The sequence below is a fragment of the Caulobacter sp. Root487D2Y genome, assembly GCF_001427165.1.
GTDB lineage: Bacteria > Pseudomonadota > Alphaproteobacteria > Caulobacterales > Caulobacteraceae > Caulobacter.
Genome location: NZ_LMFD01000010.1, coordinates 766,716 through 783,103, shown reverse-complemented (window position 1 = coordinate 783,103; position 16,388 = coordinate 766,716). Strand labels below are relative to the sequence as shown.

Sequence of the window (16,388 nt, the reverse complement as noted above, 5' to 3'; positions counted from 1 at the left end):
CCGGATCAAGCCGGCTTGTGGTCACGCTTCGTCGCGGGGTTTCAACGGCTCGGACGGCGGTTTGCGGTGGCGGCGGGCGACCGACGGAGGATCGCTGGCCGGAAAGCTATCCTCCAGCCCCTCTTCCAGCTGATCCTCGAGGTTTTCGACCTGGTCGTCGATGTCGGAGTCGGGCTTGGCGTCGGACATGGTCGCTCTCCAGTCACCCTCCGAATCTAGGCGTCGAACGATCCGGTTTCAATCTTGGCCGGGCCGCCATGGCGGCCTCAGCTTTCGTCGGCGTAGCCGAGGGATTCGATGTCGTCGTCCGCCAGTTCGGTGGATTCGAAGTCGGCGGCGCTTGCGTCGTCGTCCGAGACGGCGCTCTCGAGATCCTCGTCGTCGCCGGCGATCGCGCTGAGCGGCTCGCGCTCGATGTCCAGACCCTCGTCGTCGCGTTCGCCTTCGAGGTCGTCGTCGAGATCGTCGGCGTCCTCGTCGTCGAAGTCGTCGAAGTCCTCATCGTCCTCGTCGTCGTCGCCCTCGACCTGGGTGACGTCGTAGACGTCGTCCAGCTCGTCGAAATTGGCGATGTCCTCGCCGTCGTCGGTCAGGTTGGTCTCGTCCAGGACCTCGGCGCCGTCCTGGTCGTCGCGGTCGATGTCGGTGGGCATGGCGGGCTCCCTGAGACCTAGAAGGGCGAGGGCGGCGCGCCCTCGCGGTCCCGGAGTCAACCCGCCGTTCGCGACGATTGTTCCGTGAATTTCAGGTGAAGGCCCCTAGGCGAAGGGGAGGGCGTAGCCCTTGGCCGTCAGGCGCTGGGCCATCTCCTCGCGGCGGGCCGGCCAATCCTGGGCCAGCAGACCCAGCCCCACCACGTCGGCCGGCGCGCCGTCCTTGACCACGTGGTGGCGGAACAACGCCTCGCGCTGGAAGCCGTAGCGCTCGTGCAGCTTCCAGACGCTCTCGTTGGACAGCAGCACCTCGCACCACAGCTTGTCGAAACCCAAGGTCCCGAAGACGTATTCGATCATCCAGAATTCGATATAGGACCCGACCCCCAGGCCGCGCACGGACGGGCTGGCCAGGTAGTAGGCCCAGGCGCATCGGCGGTTGCGCGTGTCGATATCGGCCAGATTGGCCTGGCCCACCGGCTCGCCGTCGACCTCGATCACCCAGTAGCGTCGCCGGGCGTCGCCGGCCATGCCGTCGAACCAGCGGTCATGCTCGGCCTGGCCGATCTTGTGGTCGGAATACATGAAGGCCGCGACCTCCGGACTGTTGCGCCAGTCCAAGAGCCTTTGACGGTCGCCTTCGGTCACGTCGCGCAGGACAATCTTGTGCAAGAGGGGGGCGTGCGAGGCTTGCGTGGTCATACGCGGCGATCTCCCCCCAAGGCGGCCAGGTCCGGCCGGTTTCGCACGAAGGCGCGGACGTCGTCCGAGGTAAAGGTCGGATTGGCCGCGTAGAGTCCATCGTACACGGCGCGAACGAAGTCCAGATCGTCGGGCCGATCCACCGTCCAGCGCACGTCGCCTTCGTCCGCGGTCTGTTCCAGGCCCTCGATCTTGAAGCGGTTGGGATGACGGTACAGGAACGGCGTGACGTGCTCGTGATCGTACGGATCGACGGTCTCGCTGGCGGCGATCTTCAGCGCCACGGATTCGAAGACCTCGACGTCCAGCCCCTTGGCGAAACTGCGTCGGACCGGCGTGTTGGACGTGTAGTCGGCGTTCGAGCGCTCATGAAGGGCGAGGGTCTGGTCGATCACCTCCGGATCAGCGAGGGGGCAGTCGGCCGTGAGGCGCACGACTGTGCGGATCGGTCCGAAGGCTTCGATCGCGCCGATATAGCGGGCCAGCACGTCGTCCAGCGGTCCGCGGAACACGGAAACGCCGGCGGCGATCAGGCAAACGGCCAGCGGGTCGTCGCTGGCCTGGTCCGAGGTGGCGACGACGATCCGTTCCAGCCGGGCGGCGCGCTTGAGCCGCTCGATCTGCCGCAGGATCATCGGCGCCCCGGCCACGTCGGCCAGCACCTTTCCGGGGAGTCGCGTCGACGACATGCGAGCTTGAAGTATGGCGAGCGGCAATGGCGTACCCAAGGTTAGGACGGAATCTCGAAGCTCGAACACCGGTGTCCGTCTACCGCTGAAATACGGTGGGCTCGTGGCGAAGCCTTATGGGTCAACCGGTCGGGAAGCGCTCGCGCAAGGCGGCCCCGACATTCTGCATGGTCGGATTCCAGTCGTTGTAGTCCGGCGTGATGAAGCAGCGGGTCTGGGGGTACCAGGGATAGGTCTGGGCGCCGAGGCGGGTCCAGGATGAGGCGCCGGTCAGCATCCAGATCGGCGCGCCGCACGCTCCGGCCAGATTGGTGGTGGCGTTCGAGAAGCCGACGATCAGGTCCATGGCGCAGCACAGGGCGGCGACGTCGTCGAGGTCGTACTTCAGGTCGATGCCCGGCGGCTGCCAGATGTCGACACCGAACTCCTCCTTGGCCAGGGCGATCTCCTCGCTGCAATCGCCGTACTGGAGATTGACGAAGGTGAGGCCCGGAACCTCGAAAACCGGCCGCCACAGCATGAAGGGCGAAAACTGCCGGGCGCGTTCGCCGTTCAGTTTCAGGCTCTTCCACAGCAACCCGATCTTGGGGCCCGCGGGCGCGCTTTCCAGGACTCGCCGCCAATGCTGGACGCGGGCCGGATCGGCCTGGAGGAAGTTCGGCCGGTCGGGGAACGAGGCCACGCTGGGACGGAAGACCTCAAGCAGGACGCCCATCGGCGTCCAGAAGTCGACGCCGCTCCAGTCCTCGATCTCCGGCGCGCCGCGATAGACCCGGCCCTCGTACGAGACCGTCTTGTGCGGGAAGACGTCGGCCTTGGGGAACGAGCGCTTGAACAGCGGGACCAGCCGACGTTCGACGGCCAGGGTGAGCTTGCCGTCGGACCCCAGGGCCTCGATCACGTCGGGCAGCATGTTGGCGAACATGACCTCGTCGCCCAGGCCCTGTTCGGCGCAGATCATCAGGGACTTGCCGGCCAGGGCCATGCCCGGCCGCCAGCGCGGCGCCTCGATCGTGAAGCGCGGAGCCTCGACCAGGTCCTTGGAGAACCGGGCCTCGTAGATCCTCCAGCCTTCCTCGACGCGGCCCAGCGCGAGCAGGATGGTGGCGCGCCCGAACTGCATCGTCGCCAGGTCTTCGGCTGATTCGACCGCGGCGATCGCCAGGTCGCAGTCGGCCAGGGCGCCCTCGACGTCGCCGAGGTCGATCTTGGCGTAGGCGCGATTGTGGTAGGCCTTGCCGAAATCCGGGGCCAGCCGCAGGGTTTCGTCGAAGAAGGTCAGGGCCGTCTTGCCGTCGCCCAGGCTGCACATGATCGTGCCCAGGGTGTTCCACAACAGCGGCTGCTCGGGATTGTCGTTGATCGCCGGGCGCAGGACCTCGATGGCCTCCTCGCAGCGATTGAGGTCGCGCAGGGCGCAGGCCAGGTTGTTGACGGCCTCCAGGTCGCCGGGGCGGGCCTTCATGTAGTGCATGAAGAACTTGGCGGCGATCTCCGGCATGTCCATGCGGAAGGCCAGGCGTCCCAGGTCGCCGGCGACGGCGCCGTGGTCGGGCAGCAGCTTGAGCGCGGCTTCGTAGCAGCGCATCGAGCCGGCGAAGTCGCCGATCTTCTCGCGGGCGATGCCCAGCACGTGCCAGGCCACGCCCAGCTTGTCGTCGCGCTCCAGGGCCTCCAGCGCCAGCTTTTCGCCCTTGGCGAAATCGCGGTTCTGCATGGCGTGGATCGACTGGGCCAGCAGCCGGGCGGTTTCCTGGTTGCGGACTTCGTTGGTCAGACGGTCCAGCCGCGCCAGGGCTTCGGTGGAGGCCGAGTCGCCGGCCGCGGTCTTGAAACCGAGGTTAACGGCCTGGGCGACGGATTCCTGGGCGATCGCCAGGGCGCTGGCCGAGATCTGGGTGTCGCGACTGCTGGACATCTATTGAAGCCTTGGCGATTGGAGAGAGTCATCCTCTGGGTCAGTATGCTTAATTGTATCCTAAGCTGCGGCTCACGGTCGCAGGCTTGGCAAGGGGACGTTAACCGCCTCCGCCTAGCTTCTGCTCCGAACCGTCATTCCCGGCGGGTGGGGCGACGCAGCAATGCAAGAGGGAGCGGCCTTGTGCCATTGAAGCTGTCGCTGAAACCCGGCGAGAAATTCGTGCTGAACGGCGCGGTGGTCCAGAACGGCGACCGTCGCGGCGTCTTGGTGCTTCAGAACAAGGCCTCGGTGCTGCGTGAGAAGGACATCATGCAGCCCGACGAAGCCACCACGCCGGCGCGTCGGATATATTTCCCGGTCATGATGATGTACCTGGATGAGGCCGCCGCCGAGCGCCAGTACGAGGAATTCGCGACCCGCCTGACCGAATTCATGGGCGTGGTGCGCAATCCCGACGTGCTGAGCGACTGCATCGCCATCTCCAAACACGTGATGGCCCGCGAGCACTACAAGGCGCTCATGCTGAGCCGTAAGCTAATCGAATACGAAGATCAGAGGTTGGGGCATGTCTCTTAGGGCCTATCAGCAGACGGCGACGCGGACCGAAAACCCGCGCGAGATGGAATATCGTCTGTTCGGCCAGGTCACGCGCGCGCTGCTGGCCGCCTCCGAAGCGCCGGCCGACGACATCGCCACGCGCATCGACGCCCTGGACTGGAACCGGCGCGTGTGGTCGGCCCTGGCGACCGATTGCTCGCTGCCGGAAAACACCCTGCCGGTGCAACTGCGCGCCAGCATCATCTCGCTCAGCCTTTGGGTCGGCCGCCACTCCAGCGCCGTGATGCGCAAGGAGGAGAATTTCGAGCCGCTGATCGAGATCAACCGCATGATCATGCAAGGCCTGGCGGGTCGCGCCGACGTCGGCTGACCCTGACCGGGGAGGGCGCTTTCGTCCCCCGGCAAACCTTTCCGGAAAAACCTGCCGCCCGGCGAATTCTGCATTCGCCGGGCGGTTTCGTATCTGGGGTTACGACAGAATATATCCAGTAAAATCAGCGATCTAAAAATCTCGCCAAGCTGGCGCCGAGTGGCCCGGCGCTTGCGATGGGTTCCGTGGGCAAAACGCCCGACCGGCAAAACGCCGGGGCAATCCTCCCAAAATGGCGAGAACCACCATGCTGAACTCGATCAACACCAATGTCGGCGCGATGATCGCGCTGCAAAACCTGAACACCACCAACTCGGAGCTCCAAAGCACCCAGCAACGCATCAACACCGGCAAGAAGATCGCCAACGCCAAGGATAACGGCGCGATCTGGTCGATGGCCAAGATGCAAAGCACGACTTCGAGCTCGCTGAACGCGGTGAAGGATTCCCTCCAGCGCGGTCAATCGACGATCGATGTCGGCCTTGCCGCTGGCGACACCATCACCGATCTGCTCGGCAAGATGAAGGAAAAGGCCCTGGCCGCTTCCGACACCTCGCTGAACACCGCTTCGTTCAACGCCCTGGTTTCGGACTTCACCTCGCTGCGTGACCAGATCACCAAGGCTGTCACCAACGCCAAGTTCAACGGCGTCAGCCTCGTCGACGGCACCACCACCAAGCTGCAGTTCCTCAGCAACTCGGACGGTGTCGCCTACACGGTGAACGCCAAGACCCTGTCGCTCGTCGGCCTGGGTCTGACCGCTACCTCGTCGTTCACCACGGCGGCCGCGGCCAAGACGATGATCACCACGATCACGTCGGCCATGACCACGGCGACGAACAAGTTGGCGAACCTGGGCACCAGCTCGACCGGCCTGGACATGCACCTGACCTTCACGGGTAAGCTGCAGGACAGCCTGGACGCGGGTGTCGGCAATCTGGTCGATGCGGACCTGGCCAAGGAAAGCGCCAAGCTGCAATCGCTGCAGACCAAGCAGCAACTGGGTGTTCAAGCCCTGTCGATCGCCAACCAGACGCCTCAGTCGATCCTTTCGCTGTTCAAGTGATCGGCGACTAGGCTTCAAGAAGCGATCAAAGCCGGACGGCCCAAGGGCCGTCCGGCATTTCTTTTTAAGGGACCAAGGTTCGTTGAGTTATCCGAGCCTGGACCTCAAATTGCCCGGCAAATTTTACCTAGACCGGGCCGCGCTCGGCAAATAGTGCCGATCAAATACATGGTAAACAAAGGTATAACGTTGATATTTCAAGGCGTTGACCATTTCTGCCTAGTCGGCAGTTTTGGCCCGATCTTTGCTGCCTAGGTTCTCGAGCAAAATGCTCCCGGCAGTCAAAATGACGTCGGAACCCTTGAATAGGAAAAGTCGCGATGCCGCTGAATAGCATCAACACGAACGCTGGCGCGATGATCGCGCTGCAAAACCTGAACGCCACCAACAGCGAGCTGGGTGTTACGCAACAGCGTATCAACACCGGCAAGAAGGTCGGTAACGCCAAGGACAACGGCGCGATCTGGGCGATGGCGAAGAACCAATCGACCACCGCCAATTCGCTGAACGCCGTGAAGGACTCGCTGCAACGCGGTCAGTCGACCATCGACGTGGCCCTGGCCGCCGGCGACACCGTCACCGACCTGCTGGGCAAGATGAAGGAAAAGGCGCTCGCCGCTTCCGACACCTCGCTGAACACCGCTTCGTTCAACGCCCTGAAGTCCGACTTCGACAGCCTGCGCGACCAGATCACCAAGGCCGTCACCAACGCCAAGTTCAACGGCGTCTCGATCGCCGACGGCTCGACCACCAAGCTGGCCTTCCTGGCCAACTCGGACGGTTCGCTGGGCACCAGCTCGACCGGCCTGGACACCCACCTGACCTTCGTCGGCAAGCTGCAAGACAGCCTCGACGCCGGCGTGGGCAACCTGGTCGACGCCGACCTGGCCAAGGAAAGCGCCAAGCTGCAGTCGCTGCAAACCAAGCAGCAGCTGGGCATCCAGGCGCTCTCGATCGCCAACCAGTCGACCGGCTCGATCCTGAGCCTGTTCCGATAGGAACGAGAAGGGGGCGGGCCTTCGGGTCCGCCCCCACCTTCCGCTGGGACCTTGGTCGTAGAGGAGGGGTAACCAGAGGCGCCGCCGTAATCCGGCGACGACAGGAGTAATGGAAACAAAAGCCGCACTCACACCGTCGATACCAGAACCGTCCGCGCCGACTCCGGTCGCCACCTTCACCGTCCCGGGGCAGCCCGCGGGCGGTCATGACGTTTCAGGCCCCAAGGAAAAGCCCGCCACCGCCGCGGGACCCCAGCCGGGCGACCTGCGACTGGTGATCGAGGAGGACCCGGTCTCCGGCGCCTACGTCTACAAGACGGTGGACCGCCGGACCGGCGATGTTCTGCAGCAGTTCCCGCGTGAGGACGTGCTCCGCTTCAAGCAGGCCGAGCATTACGATCCGGGCGAAGTCTTCGACGGCTTGACCTAAAGCCGCCGACCCGCGCGTCATGCCCGCCGCGACGCAGCGTCGCAGGCGGAACATGGTTTACGCGCGTTAACCATATTCTTACTCCCTCAGCCCCAATTTCACGGCCGACCTGCTCGGCCGCCGAATCGCGTCCCGAGCCACATTGGCAAGAACCGCCGTTCGGAGACCGTGATGACGCTGAGCGTGAACACCAATCAGCCTGCGCTGATCGCCTTGCAAAATCTGAACAAGACCAACGACGAGATGGGGGGCGTGCAGTCCCGCATCAACACCGGTCTCGCGATCTCCAGCGCCAAGGACAACGCCGCCGTCTGGTCGATCGCCCAGGACCAGCGCGCCGACCGCTCGGCCCTGAACGCCGTGAAGATGAGCCTGGATCGCGCGACCTCGATCACCGACGTGGCCCTGGCAGCCGGGGAATCGGTCTCGGATCTGCTGACCCAGATGCGCGAAAAGGTGGTCGCGGCCAAGGACACCTCGCTGTCGACCTCGTCGCGCACCGCCCTGAACGCCGACTTCCAGGGGCTGCTGAAGAACCTGACCCAGGTGATCAACAGCGCCACCTTCGACGGCGCCAACATCCTCAACGGCAGCGAACCGACCAACATCACGTTCCTGGCCGACGCGGACGCCGCGACGGTGATCACGCTGGCCCTGCAGAACCTGTCGCTGGGCGGCGCGATCAACACCCTGGCGGCGAGCGACACGATCAACACCCAGACCCTGGCCTCCGCCGTGCTGGCGCGCCTGGACGCCTCGATGACCCGGGTGAACCAGGCGGTCGGCTCGATCGGCTCGCAAGCCAAGCAGATCGAGGCCCACAACACCTTCGTGGCGAAGCTGAACGACGTGCTCGAAACCGGCGTGGGCAACCTCGTCGACGCCGACATGGCTAAGGAAAGCGCGCGCCTGCAAGCTTTGCAGGTCAAGCAACAGCTCGGCGCGCAGGCGCTGTCGATCGCCAACCAGGCGCCGCAGATCATCCTGTCGCTGTTCAACGGCGGCAACTAGGCCTGACGCGATCGGCGGGGTAGACTTTCCGCAATGACGTGTGGAGGAATCGGCCCGGTATGATCGAGCTTCGCGATTTGACGGACGGCGACGAGGCGGTCCTGTTCCAGTGGCGGGGCGAACCGGAAGTCGATCGATGGATGTCCGACGCGGCTTTTCCGAGCCGCGAAGCCCACGCCGCCTGGTTCCATGCCCTTCGCTCCGATCCCGACATGCGCGGCTGGATGATCGTCCGGGCCGGCGAGCCTTCCGGCCTGCTGACCCTGACGGGCCTGCTCAGCCATCACCGGCGGGCCGGCTGGAACTGGTTCCTCGGTTCGGCCGAGGCGCGGGGCAGGGGCGTGGGACGCGCCGCCCAAGTGCTGGGCCTGGACCGCGCCTTCGGCGAACTGGGCCTGCACAAGGTGTTCGCCGAGGTCATGGCCGACAACGACGCGGCGCTGAAAGCCCAGGCCGCTTCCGGTTTCCGTCGCGAAGGCTATCTGCGCGGCCACGTGCTGAAGGACGGCCAGCCGCGCGACGTCGTCCTGCTGGGCATTCTGGCCGACGAATGGCGCGAGCTGCGGGGCGAGGTCCGGCGCTCGCTGACCGACGCCCACCTGATCGCCGCCTAGGGACCCGAGGCCGCTCACGCTTTCAGTCGTCACACTCCGGATTCATACGTCTTAACGAAACGTCAGCGTTGTTCGCCGACAATGGAATCTAGGGGCGTAGTGCGTCCCGATAGGACCCGCTGTGATCACCTTCGATTCCAGTCTGCTGCTCGGTTACTATCAGGCCAAGACCGCGGGTCAGGCCGCGAACGCGGCTGCGACCACCGGCTCGTCCTCTTCCTCGTCGTCCTCGACCGGCAAGACGGTGCCCAGCGCGCCCTGGACCGGCAAGGCGACCGAGCCGAGCGAACTGGTGAAGGCCGCCCTGAACGGCCGCAAGTTCGTCGACGAAGGCGCGGCCCAGGCCGCCGCCCCGACGATCAGCGGCGACTACAAGAAGCTGTTCGCCGCCTACCAGGCGCTCAACACCCTGTCGGCGATCGCCAACCGATCGGCCGAGAAGGGCGTCACCGACAGCGAGATCAAGCGGCTGCAGGCCGCGTTCAGCAAGGGGCTGAACGAGGTCAACGGCTATGTCCAGAACCTCAGCACCGACGGCATGCGGCTGACGACCGGCGCGGTCATGACCAGCGACAAGTCCAGCGTCGGCGTGCCCAAGAACAACTACGGCTACGTCACCAACAAGATCTACAGCGGCCAGGTCGACGACGAGGTCCCCACCTTCCAGGGCGCCGTCAGCTTCACGATGTCGGTCAAGAAGTTCGGGGTCTCCTCCGACGTGACGATGGACCTGTCGGAGATGGGGTCGACGCCGCGGACGATGTCCAACGTGGTGACTTTCTTCAACGGCAAGCTGGCCGCCGCAGGGTTCGACACCCAGTTCGCGGTCGAGCGCACGGTGGGCGCGGAGCGGACCACCACGGTCAACGGCCAGACCGTCAAGCTGCCGCCCACCGGCGACGACTTCGCGCTGCGCATCCGCGGCGATTCGACCGAGGCCCTGACCTTCTCGGCGCCTGCCCCCAAGCCGGCGGTCTACATCACGACCGCCGCCGGCAATCCTGACCCGGACAAGAAGCCCGAGACCGACGACGCGGTGATCGAAAACACCCTGACCAAGTACGGCCCCGGCACGGCCGGCACGCCGGGGACCAAGGTGTTCTCCGACACGCTGGAAGGCACGATCAGCAGCGTCCACAAGACCATGACCGGGCCGGACGGCTCGCTCTATGTGCTGGCCGACGTCGACGGCACGACCAGCAGCCAGACGATCAAGGGCGACCAGGACGTCGCCCTGCTGAAATACGATTCCGCCGGCAAGCTGCTCTATGCCCGCACCCTGGGGGCGGCCAACACGGCCACCGGCTACAACATGGCCATCTCGGCCGACGGCCAGGTGGCCATCGCCGGTTCGGTGGCCGGCGGGCTTTCCGGCGCGGCCAACGGCCCGATCAACTCCGACTCCGCCGGCACGGTCACCGACAGCTTCGTCACCCTCTACAACGCCCAGGGCGACGAGACCTGGACGGTGCGGCGCGGCGGCATGCTGGAGGACGAGGCCACCGCCGTGGCCTTCGGTCAGGACGGCGTCGTCTATGTGGGCGGCCGCACCAAATCGGACATTCCGGGCTCGGCCACCGGCGCCACGGCCGGCGGCTATGACAGCTACCTGACCGGTTTCGCCACCGACATCGCCGGCACGCCCAAGGCGCTGTTCACCACCCATTTCGGCAGCGAGAACGAGGACACCGTCGCCGGCATCGTCGTCAACGGCACGCAGGTGGTGGTGGCCAGCAAGGAAGGCAGCGAGGCGATGCTTCGCAGCTTCGACGTCACGAGCAGCATCGTGACCGAAGACCGCACCTACCTGAACGACAAGGAAGTCTGGGTCACCGCGCCGGTCACCTACACCAAGTCGGCCACGTTCACCGAGGGCTCGACCCGCGACCTGGGCACGCTGAAGGGCGGCAACCTCGCCGGTCTGACGATCGACAACGGCCAGCTCTATGTCGGCGGCTCGACCACCAACGGCGCGCTCGACGTCAACAACCAGACCACGGCCGCCTCGGGCGGCTCGGACGGTTTCGTGGCGCGGATGTCGCTGGACCTGACCGACAAGAGCCAGGACACCCTGGCCTATTACGGCGGCACGGGCGACGACACGGTCACCGGCATGGCGGTCTCCAACGGCCAGGCCTGGCTGGTGGGCTCGGCCGGCAAGGACCTGGCGGGCCAGCCGACGGTCGGCGACAAGGACGGCTATGTCGCCCAGATCGACGTCGCGACGGGCGCGGCGACCTGGGAGCAACGGCTGACCGGCAAGGACGGCTACGCCACCCCGACCTCGATCGCCGTCGACGCCTCCGGCTCCAGCGCGCTGGACATCTTCGGCATTCCGCGCGGCAAGATGGAGTTCACCCAGTCCGACAAGATTGTCTCGTCGACCTCGGCGCGGGCGGGCGACACCTTCCAGGTCCGCACCCGGGCCCGCGGCACGCTGACGACGATCAAGATCGCGGCCGAGGACACGCTGGACACCCTGGCCGACAAGATCCGCAAGGCGACGGGCTTCGCCGCCAAGGTGGAGTTCGCCAGCAGCGGCAACAGCCGCATGCTGCGGATCAGCCCGTCCCAGACCACCTCGACCGTCGAGATCCTGCCCGGCAAGGGCGGCACCGACGTGCTGGAGGCCCTGGGCCTGAAGCCCGGCATCGTGCGCAACACCAAGACCGACCACGGCCAGACCGTCTCGGCCGACGGCAAGGGCCCGATCTACGGCTTCTCGCTGGACACCGGCTTGGATCTCACCGACGACGCCGGCCGCAAGCTGGCGACGGCGGCCATGACCAAGGCCCTGTCGGCGGTGCGCACCGCCTATCGCGAGATGGCCGACACCGCCAACGGCGTGAAGCGAGACGACGCGACCAAATCGAGCCATGTCGACGGCAAGGTTCCGACCTATCTGACCAACCAGATCGCCAACTACCAGGCGGCCCTCAATCGCCTGACCGGCGGCGGGTAGGGCGCGGGGGCCCTTTGAGGCTCCCTCGACAGCCCCTTGGGGCCTTCTGCGCGCCTGGACTTGAAAGCGTCATCAGCGCGTCGTAGCCAGGGATCATGGAACTTCTCAAAGATCGACGCGTGTTGCTGGGCGGCGGCGCCGCCCTGGCCCTGATCGCGGGCCTCGGCATCGCCCTGGCCCTGATGCACGGCGCCAAGTCGCCCACCGAGGCTCCGCCGGCCTCGCGCGGCGGACTGGTGGTCGAGACTGGCCGGGCCGACGACACCAAGCTCGATCCCGCGCGGCCGCTGCGCTGCTTCGTCGGCGGCCAGTTCGTCGGCGAGACCACCCTGGCCGAGTGCGCCAACAAGAACGGCGTGGCGACCGGCGCCCTTGACGTCGGCGTCGACGAGACCGGCGCCCTGGCCGCCGCCGACCAGGCCGGCCTGGTGCTGACCCCGTTGCCGCCCCCCGCCGAGGCGCCGACCGTGCCCGCGCCGGCCGCGACCCCGGCCGCCCAGACCCCGGCCGTTTCGAGCACGCCCCTGGCTGTCTGCTGGCGCTACGCCGGCGGCGAGTGGCGCAAGCTGCCCGGCGAGATCACCGTCAACGCCTGCGCCCAGCAAATCTCGGGCGGCAAGTGCGAGAGGGCGGGCGGGGCGACCTACGGCCGCTGGGGCGACGAGACCCTCCGGCTGGTGCCGGGCCGGGTCGAATCCTCGTCCGACAACCGCACCTTCCATTCGATCATCGAGCTGGGGCCCAACTGCTCCATTCCGTCGGCCTAGAGAGACTTTAAGACCATGCGCCTTCCCGTCGTCGCCCTCTCGCTCATCGCCGCCGCCGCCACCGTCGGCCTGGCCGGCTGCGAAAAACAGACCAAGGCCCCGTTCGAGACCGGCGTCTGCATGCACGTGATCGAGCAGAAGGACGGCACGCTGAAGTTCAACCCGGTGGCGCGCAACGTGCCGAGCCTGGAGTTCTGCGCCGCCGAGCTGGAAGGCATGCGCCTGCGCTTCGCCCGCCTGGGCAGCCCCAGCCGCGAAATGACCGGCGCCTATCAGGGCAAGTTCATCTTCCTGCAGAAGGAGGGCATCTATCTGGGCGACACCTACGAAGGCGCCCGGTTCATGTCGCTGGTCCGCACGGGCGACGGACGCCTGGCCGTTCCAGGGGCGATGCCGGCCCAGTAGGGCGTCGCAAACCTGGGGAGAACCCGGGTGGTCCACAGGAACATTTGTGGAACAAAGCTTGATTTCAGTTTTAAGAACCCGTTAACGTCCGCCCAGATGCCGGCGCGATGGGTCGCCGGGCGTGAACAGGAAACTTCCCCATGGCGGGCAGCGTCAACAAGGTCATTCTGGTCGGCAACCTCGGGGCCGACCCCGAAATCCGCACCCTCAGCTCCGGCGACCGCGTCGCCAATCTGCGTCTGGCCACCTCGGAGAGCTGGCGCGACCGCACCTCGGGCGAGCGCAAGGAAAAGACCGAATGGCACCGCGTGGTGATCTTTAACGATAACCTCGTGAAGGTGGCCGAAAGCTATCTGCGCAAGGGCTCGACGGTCTATATCGAGGGCGCGATCCAGACCCGCAAATGGGCCGACGCCTCGGGCGTCGAGAAGTACTCGACCGAGATCGTGCTGCAGAAGTTCCGCGGCGAACTGACCATGCTGGGCGGTCGCGGCGACAACGCGGGCGCCGGCGCCCCGGGCGGCGGCTATGACGAAGGCTACGCCGGCGGCGGCGGTGGCGGCGCCCCGCGCAGCCAGCCGAGCGGCCCGCGCGAGAGCTTCTCGGCCGACCTGGACGACGAAATTCCGTTCTGATCGCCCTCTACGGTTCGGTTGTAAACAAGTGGCCGGTTCCCTTTGGAATCGGTCACTTTTTTCTTGCGCCGGCTGCGGTGCCGCGGTTGGGCGCCAACGTGGTGAACCCCTTGGACCGGGTCGCGAATGGACAACTCCGCGACCGTTCAGGCGCCGCCCATCAAAAGCGGGAGCCGGGACGGGTCCATGGAAGGCGCGGGCGGCTCGCCTTGGTCAATACTGACTTACTCGTAAGTCAGTATTGACTCCCCCGAAAAGGCGGTGCGATGGTTCCGTCGTTCGTCGAACAGCGTCATCAAGGGCGCGGCGGCGACAGGGGAGGGAATCATGAGCCGTCTTGCCTATACGGCGTCGCTGCTCGCGTTGATGGCCGCGACCACGCCGGCCTTCGCGCAGACCAACGCCGCGCCGCGCGAAACCGCCAACGTCAACAGCGTCGATGAAGTCGTCGTCACCGCGACCCGCCGGAGCGAACGCCTCCAGGACGTGCCGCTCAGCATCACCGCCTTTTCGCAGGCCGAACTGACCCAGAAGGGCGTGGTCGGTTTCGAGGGGATCGCCCGGGAAACGCCCGGCGTCGTGCTCAACCGGGCCAGCGACAACAACGCCCGCTTCACCGTCCGGGGCATCTCCACCAACGGCTGGGGCGCCGGCCTGCAGACGACCACCACCATCTATCTCGACGAACTGCCGCTCAGCACGATCGGCAACACGGTGACCCTCGACCCCGCCCTGTACGACGTCGAGCGCGTCGAGTTCCTACGCGGTCCGCAGGGCACGCTGTTCGGCTCGGGGTCGCTGTCGGGCGCTTTGCGCGTCCTGACCAAGAGCCCGGACCTGACCGCCTACGACGCCTCCGTCCTGGCCGACATCGGCTACACGCCGGACGGCGAGGGCGTACGCCAGCGCTACAACGCCATGGTCAATGTCCCGCTGGTGGAGCACACCCTGGGCCTGCGCGTGGTCGGCTTCTATCGCAACGAGGACGGCTTCGTCGACAACCTGGGGACGGGGGTCAAGAACGCCAACGCCCTGACCGACTGGGGCGGGCGCGCGATCCTGCTATGGAAGCCGAACGATCGGCTTAGCGTCCGGCTGCTGGCCTCCTACGAGGACAGCGATCCCATGGACTCCTCGCTGACGACGCCGTCGCTAGGCGATCGCAAGCGCTACAGTACGATCCCCGACCAGTACACGTCGAAGACCCAGATCTATAACGGCACCCTGGAATACCAGTTCGACGGCGCGCGCCTGACCAGCTCGTCGACCTATTCGATCGCCGACAGCCTGTTCAACGTCGACCTGGCCGGCACCTTCAACCTGGCGGTGCCCTTCTATCTCTATGACGGCTTCCAATCGAAGACCTTCGTCCAGGAGACGCGGCTGGCCTCCGATACGGGCGGCCGGTTCGACTGGGTGGCGGGCGGCTTCTACCTGCACCGCGACACCGACCTCAACGGCGAGGACCGGTCGAGCGCGGTCTACCTCGCCGCCCACCACATCGCCGGCCTGCCGGGAACCACCTTCGCCAAGTTCGGCAGCGACACGCGCACCTACGAACTGGCCGCGTTCGGCGAGCTGACCTATCACCTGACCGACAAGCTGTCGGCCACCGGCGGCCTGCGCTACGGCAAGTACGGCGGCGAGGTGGACGTCTATCCGGGCTTCAACACGGCCTATTTCACTTATGCGCTGTTCGGCATTTCCGGGCCGCTGACCCTGGCGCCCAGCGCGGCGTCGACCGCCAAATATCCCTCGGCCGAAAAGGCCTCCTGGAAGGCCAGCCTCAGCTACAGGCCGTCGCGCGGCCTGACGACCTACGCCACCGTGTCCACGGGCTACCGGACCCCCGTCTACAACGGGCGCGCCGGCAGCGTCAGCACGGTCGATCCGACCGACCTGGTCATTCCGACCGGGGCGGGCTCGGACAACCTGATCAACTACGAGGTCGGGGTGAAGGGGCGCTGGCTGGACGGCAAGCTGACCGCCAACCTGGCCGCCTACTATATCGACTGGAAGAACATCCAGGTTCAGGCGAACCGGCAGTCGGACTCGGTTCAGTTCGCGACCAATGTCGGCCGCGCCGCCAGCAAGGGGCTCGAGGCCGAGGTCACCTTCGCGCCGGCCCCGGGTTGGGTGCTGGGCGTCAACGGCTCGCTCAACAACGCCAAGGTCACCGAGCTGAGCCCTCAGGAGGCGACGATCTCCGGGGCCGTGGACGGCGCGCGCCTGGCCTCGCCGCATGTGCAGGGGTCGCTCTTCGGCACGTACTCCTACGCCCTTGGCGGTCAGGCCACCGGCTTCACCAGCATCCAGGTCCAGCACGTCGGCTCGTTCCCGAACGGTTTTCCCAACACGCCGGGCAAGGCCGGGGTCCGCAGCCCGCTGTACGACACCACCGACAGCTACACCTACGTCAACCTCCAGACCGGGACGCGGTTCGGCAAGTGGAACGCGATGCTTTACGGCGAGAACCTCGGCAACAGCCGCGCGACGACCTACATCCATCCCGAGGCCTTCGTTTACAGCCGCTACGCGATCGTTCGCCCGCGCACGTTCGGCGTGCGGCTCGGCTACGAGTATTGAACGGGATCATGACGACAAGAG

17 protein-coding genes are annotated in these 16,388 nt (G+C 66.1%); 12 read left to right on the top strand and 5 right to left on the bottom strand.

The genetic code is table 11. The features are described from left to right. Positions 1 to 21: 21 nt before the first annotated feature. From ASD38_RS24320 to ASD38_RS13430, 5 genes are all read right to left on the bottom strand, one after another. Positions 22 to 189 (bottom strand): hypothetical protein, encoded by a 168-nt coding sequence (locus ASD38_RS24320; RefSeq protein WP_200941416.1) that lies wholly within the window; start codon positions 187 to 189, stop codon positions 22 to 24. 77 nt (positions 190 to 266) lie between these two features. After that, positions 267 to 653, bottom strand: a complete 387-nt coding sequence (locus ASD38_RS13445; protein WP_056439982.1) for a hypothetical protein — start codon at positions 651 to 653, stop codon at positions 267 to 269. Positions 654 to 758: 105 nt separating this feature from the next. Further along, complete coding sequence (gene pseH / locus ASD38_RS13440) at positions 759 to 1,355, bottom strand: UDP-4-amino-4,6-dideoxy-N-acetyl-beta-L-altrosamine N-acetyltransferase (RefSeq protein ID WP_056460569.1); 597 nt, start codon at positions 1,353 to 1,355, stop codon at positions 759 to 761. Next, complete coding sequence (locus tag ASD38_RS13435; protein ID WP_056439978.1) at positions 1,352 to 2,071, bottom strand: cytidylyltransferase domain-containing protein; 720 nt, start codon at positions 2,069 to 2,071, stop codon at positions 1,352 to 1,354. The genes pseH (ASD38_RS13440) and ASD38_RS13435 overlap by 4 nt, the downstream gene beginning before the upstream one ends. Positions 2,072 to 2,165: 94 nt before the next feature. After that, positions 2,166 to 3,962 (bottom strand): tetratricopeptide repeat protein, encoded by a 1,797-nt coding sequence (locus ASD38_RS13430; RefSeq protein WP_056439976.1) that lies wholly within the window; start codon positions 3,960 to 3,962, stop codon positions 2,166 to 2,168. Between the two features lie 183 nt (positions 3,963 to 4,145). Between ASD38_RS13430 and flbT the strand changes: the two genes are divergently transcribed. The 12 genes from flbT (at position 4,146) to ASD38_RS13370 (ending at position 16,367) form a co-directional block, all read left to right on the top strand. After that, entirely contained in the window at positions 4,146 to 4,541 is a 396-nt protein-coding gene (gene flbT / locus ASD38_RS13425) for a flagellar biosynthesis repressor FlbT (RefSeq protein WP_056439974.1), read from the top strand. Continuing rightward, a complete protein-coding gene (gene flaF, locus ASD38_RS13420) occupies positions 4,531 to 4,893 on the top strand; it encodes a flagellar biosynthesis regulator FlaF (RefSeq protein ID WP_056439972.1) in 363 nt (120 codons plus the stop codon). Before flbT ends, flaF begins: the two co-directional genes overlap by 11 nt. A 247-nt stretch (positions 4,894 to 5,140) precedes the next feature. Continuing rightward, a complete protein-coding gene (locus ASD38_RS13415) occupies positions 5,141 to 5,959 on the top strand; it encodes a flagellin (protein WP_056460567.1) in 819 nt (272 codons plus the stop codon). A 320-nt stretch (positions 5,960 to 6,279) separates the two neighbouring features. After that, positions 6,280 to 6,957, top strand: coding sequence for a flagellin (locus ASD38_RS13410; protein ID WP_056460564.1), 678 nt, complete (start codon positions 6,280 to 6,282; stop codon positions 6,955 to 6,957). A gap of 109 nt (positions 6,958 to 7,066) precedes the next feature. Next, positions 7,067 to 7,387, top strand: a complete 321-nt coding sequence (locus ASD38_RS13405; RefSeq protein ID WP_056436332.1) for a hypothetical protein — start codon at positions 7,067 to 7,069, stop codon at positions 7,385 to 7,387. Between the two features lie 171 nt (positions 7,388 to 7,558). Continuing rightward, positions 7,559 to 8,398 carry a flagellin gene (locus ASD38_RS13400; protein ID WP_056436335.1) on the top strand — a complete coding sequence of 280 codons (840 nt, stop codon included), beginning with the start codon at positions 7,559 to 7,561 and terminating at the stop codon, positions 8,396 to 8,398. 59 nt (positions 8,399 to 8,457) lie between these two features. Continuing rightward, positions 8,458 to 9,012 (top strand): UDP-4-amino-4,6-dideoxy-N-acetyl-beta-L-altrosamine N-acetyltransferase, encoded by a 555-nt coding sequence (gene pseH, locus ASD38_RS13395; RefSeq protein WP_056436338.1) that lies wholly within the window; start codon positions 8,458 to 8,460, stop codon positions 9,010 to 9,012. 121 nt (positions 9,013 to 9,133) lie between these two features. After that, complete coding sequence (locus ASD38_RS13390) at positions 9,134 to 11,974, top strand: hypothetical protein (protein WP_056460561.1); 2,841 nt, start codon at positions 9,134 to 9,136, stop codon at positions 11,972 to 11,974. 95 nt (positions 11,975 to 12,069) lie between these two features. Continuing rightward, complete coding sequence (locus ASD38_RS13385; protein WP_056460559.1) at positions 12,070 to 12,741, top strand: hypothetical protein; 672 nt, start codon at positions 12,070 to 12,072, stop codon at positions 12,739 to 12,741. A 15-nt stretch (positions 12,742 to 12,756) separates the two neighbouring features. Then, entirely contained in the window at positions 12,757 to 13,146 is a 390-nt protein-coding gene (locus ASD38_RS13380) for a hypothetical protein (protein ID WP_056436346.1), read from the top strand. Positions 13,147 to 13,286: 140 nt separating this feature from the next. Then, positions 13,287 to 13,781: a single-stranded DNA-binding protein gene (gene ssb, locus ASD38_RS13375; RefSeq protein WP_056460557.1), complete on the top strand. Its 495-nt coding sequence runs from the start codon at positions 13,287 to 13,289 to the stop codon at positions 13,779 to 13,781. Between the two features lie 327 nt (positions 13,782 to 14,108). After that, entirely contained in the window at positions 14,109 to 16,367 is a 2,259-nt protein-coding gene (locus ASD38_RS13370; protein WP_056460554.1) for a TonB-dependent receptor, read from the top strand. The last annotated feature ends 21 nt before the right edge of the window (positions 16,368 to 16,388 follow it).